This window comes from Mycobacterium genavense ATCC 51234, from assembly GCF_000526915.1.
Lineage (GTDB): Bacteria > Actinomycetota > Actinomycetes > Mycobacteriales > Mycobacteriaceae > Mycobacterium > Mycobacterium genavense.
Window position 1 is genome coordinate 1 of the sequence record NZ_JAGZ01000025.1, and the last position, 3381, is coordinate 3381.

Annotated in this window: 1 pseudogene; it reads left to right on the forward strand. The window is 68.4% G+C overall.

Annotated elements, in window-relative coordinates:
- Positions 1-3381: pseudogene (locus tag T428_RS33800) on the forward strand (amino acid adenylation domain-containing protein); the annotation flags it as partial.

Genomic DNA, 3381 nt, shown 5'->3' on the forward strand with positions numbered 1-3381 from the left:
GTGGTCGCCGGCGACACCGCGCTGGGGCCGGTGATCAAGGACGCCAAGGAACAGCTGCGCGGCCTGCCCGACCCGCTGACCTACGGACTGCTGCGGTACCTGAACCCCGACGTTGACCTCGACGGGTCCGACCCCGCAATCGGTTTCAACTACCTGGGCCGGCTGGGCGCGGGCGCGACGGATCTCTCCGGTGACCTGTGGCAGCTCTCCCAAGACGACCTGCCGGCCGCCGCGGCGGCCACGGCCGTCGCGATGCCGCTGGCCCACACCGTCGAGCTCAACGCCGGCACCATGGACACCGAGGGTGGCCCGCAACTGCACGCCAGCTGGACCTGGGCTGTCTCCGCGCTGGACCAGGCGCAGATTGATCGGTTGAGCCAGTTGTGGTTTGACGCGCTGACGGGTATCTGCGCGCACGTGCGCAACGGCGGCGGCGGCATGACGCCGTCCGATGTCGCGCCGGCGCGGCTGAGCCAGCAGCAGCTCGACGAACTGCAGCAGACCGGTCAGATCGCCGACGTGTTGCCGCTGACCCCGGTGCAGCAGGGCCTGTTCTTCCACGCCAGCACCGCCGAGGACCTCGGCGTCAGCGGCGACGACCTGTACGCGGTGCAGCTGGACATCAACATCACCGGTGCCGTCGACCCCGACCGGCTGCGCGACGCGGTGCACACCGTCGTGACCCGGCACCCGCACCTGGTGGCACGCTTCAGCGGTGACTACGACGAGCCGCTGCAGATTTTGCCGGCCGAACCCGAGTTGACTTGGCAGTACCTCGAATTCGCGGGCGGCGAGGTCGACGACCACGTCGAGCAGGTGTCGGCGGCCGAACGTGCCGCGGTCTGCGACCTCATCGACAAGCCGGCATTCCGGGCGGCATTGCTGCGCACCGCGGACGACCAGTACCGCTTCGTGCTGACCAATCACCACATCGTGCTGGACGGGTGGTCGAAACCGCTTCTGCTGCAAGAGATTTTCGCCAGCTACTACGGCGCCAGGCTTCCTGCGCCGGTGTCATACCGCAGGTTCGTCACCTGGCTGGCCGATCAGGACCGCAGCGCGGCTCGGGCGGCATGGCGCGAGGTCTTCGACGGCTTCGACACCCCGACCCTGGTCGGCCCGCCGCAACGGATGGGGCTGGGGGCGCGCGGCGTCGAAGAGTTCCAGGTGTCCGCCGAGACCACGCAGGCGCTGAGCGAGCTGGCCCGGTCCTGCCGCACCACGGTCAGCACGGTGCTACAGGCGGCCTGGGCGCAGCTGCTGATGCGGATCACCGGTCAGGCCGACGTCGCCTTCGGCACGGCGGTTTCCGGACGGCCGACGGACCTGCTCGGCGCGGAATCCATTGTGGGCCTGATGATCAACACGGTGCCGATCCGGGCCAACCTCAACTCGGTCGAAACCATCGGCGACCTGCTCGACCAACTGCAACGCTCCTACACCGACACGCTCGAACACCAGTATTTGGGGTTGAACGAAATTCACCGAATCACCGGGCATGACCAGCTTTTCGACACGATGTTCGTCTACGAGAACTACCCGATCGACACGGCCGCGCTCTCGGGCGTCCAGGACCTGACGGTCACCAAGTTCACGAACCGCGAATACAACCACTACCCGCTTTCGGTGCAAGCCGTGCCTGGTCACGAACTGGGCCTTCGCGTCGAGTACGACACCGACGTGTTCGACAAGGCCAGCATCGAAACGCTGGTCGAGCGGTTGCGGCGGGTGCTGGTAGGCATGACTGACGATGCGGAGGACGAGTAATGGCCGGCGGAAAACGGCGGCTGTTATCGATTGACCTTCTGGACGAGGGGGAGACCGCGCGGTTAGACGACTGGGGCAACCGTGCGGTGTTGACCCGGCCGGTGCAGGCGGTGACGATTGTCGAGCTGTTTGCGGCGCAGGTCGCCAACGCGCCGGAGGCCGTGGCGCTGGTGTGCGGGGACCGGTCGTGGACCTACCGCGAGGTCGACGAGACCGCGGAACGACTGGCGCGGGTGCTGACCGCGCACGGTGCCGGTCTGGGACAGGCCGTGGCACTGCTGTTTTCGCGGTCGACCGAGGCGATCGTGTCGATGATGGCGGTGCTCAAGGCCGGAGCGGCCTACCTGCCGATCGACCCCGCGCTGCCGGACGCGCGCGTGGAATTCATGCTCGGCGACGCCACCCCGGTCGCGGCGATCACTACCGCGGCGCTGCGGTCGCGCTTCGACGGGACCGACCTGTTCGTCGTCGACTTCGACGACCCGGGCGACGACCCCGACGTCGAATTGTCCGGACCGGCACCGCAAGACCTGGCCTACATGATTTACACCTCGGGAACCACCGGGGTGCCCAAGGGCGTGGCGATCACGCACCAGAACGCGACGTCGCTACTGGAGAAGCTGCATTCGGCCGTGCCGGCCGGCCCGGGACAAATTTGGTCGCAATGGCATTCGTACAGCTTCGACGTTTCGGTGTGGGAGATCTTCGGCGCCCTGCTGCACGGCGGTCGGCTGGTGATCGTCCCCGAAACGGTGGCCAGCTCACCCGAGGATCTGCACGCGCTGCTGCTCGCCGAAAAGGTCAACGTCCTGTGCCAAACCCCTTCTGCGGCAGCGATGCTGTCCTCGGAAGGGCTGGAGTCGACCGCGGTGTTCGTGGCGGGCGAGGCGCTGCCGTCCGAAGTGGTGGATCGGTGGGCGCCGGGACGGGTGCTGATCAACGCCTACGGTCCGACCGAGGGCACGATCTATGCGGCGATGAGTACGCCGTTGACGCCGGGTGCGCCCGCGCCGATCGGTGTGCCCGTGCCGGGCGCGGCGTTGTTCGTGCTGGACAAGTTCCTGCGGCCCGCGCTCGAGGGGGTGACCGGCGAGCTGTACATCGCGGGTCGCGGGGTGGCCAGCGGGTATCTGCGCCGGTCCCCGCTGACCGCGTCGCGGTTCGTGGCCTGCCCGTTCGGCGAGCCGGGTGACCGGATGTATCGCACCGGGGACCTGGTGCGCTGGGGTCCCGACGGGCAGCTGCAGTACCTGGGCCGGGCGGACGAGCAGGTCAAGATCCGGGGTTATCGGATCGAATTGGGCGAGGTGCAGGCGGCTTTGGCCGGCCTGGACCGGGTGCGGGCCGCCGCGGTGATCGCGCGCGAGGATCGTCCCGGCGACAAGCGACTGGTCGGCTACGTCACCGTCACCGGCGAGGTGGACACCGCGCTGATGCGCACCGCGCTGGCGGAGCGGCTGCCGGCCTACATGGTGCCGTCGGCGATCGTCGTGCTCGACGCCCTGCCGCTGAACGTCAGCGGCAAGCTCGACACGCGCGCCCTGCCCGCACCGGAATACGCCGGCGTTAACGAATATCGCGCGCCGAGCGACGCGGTCGAGGAGATCCTGGCCG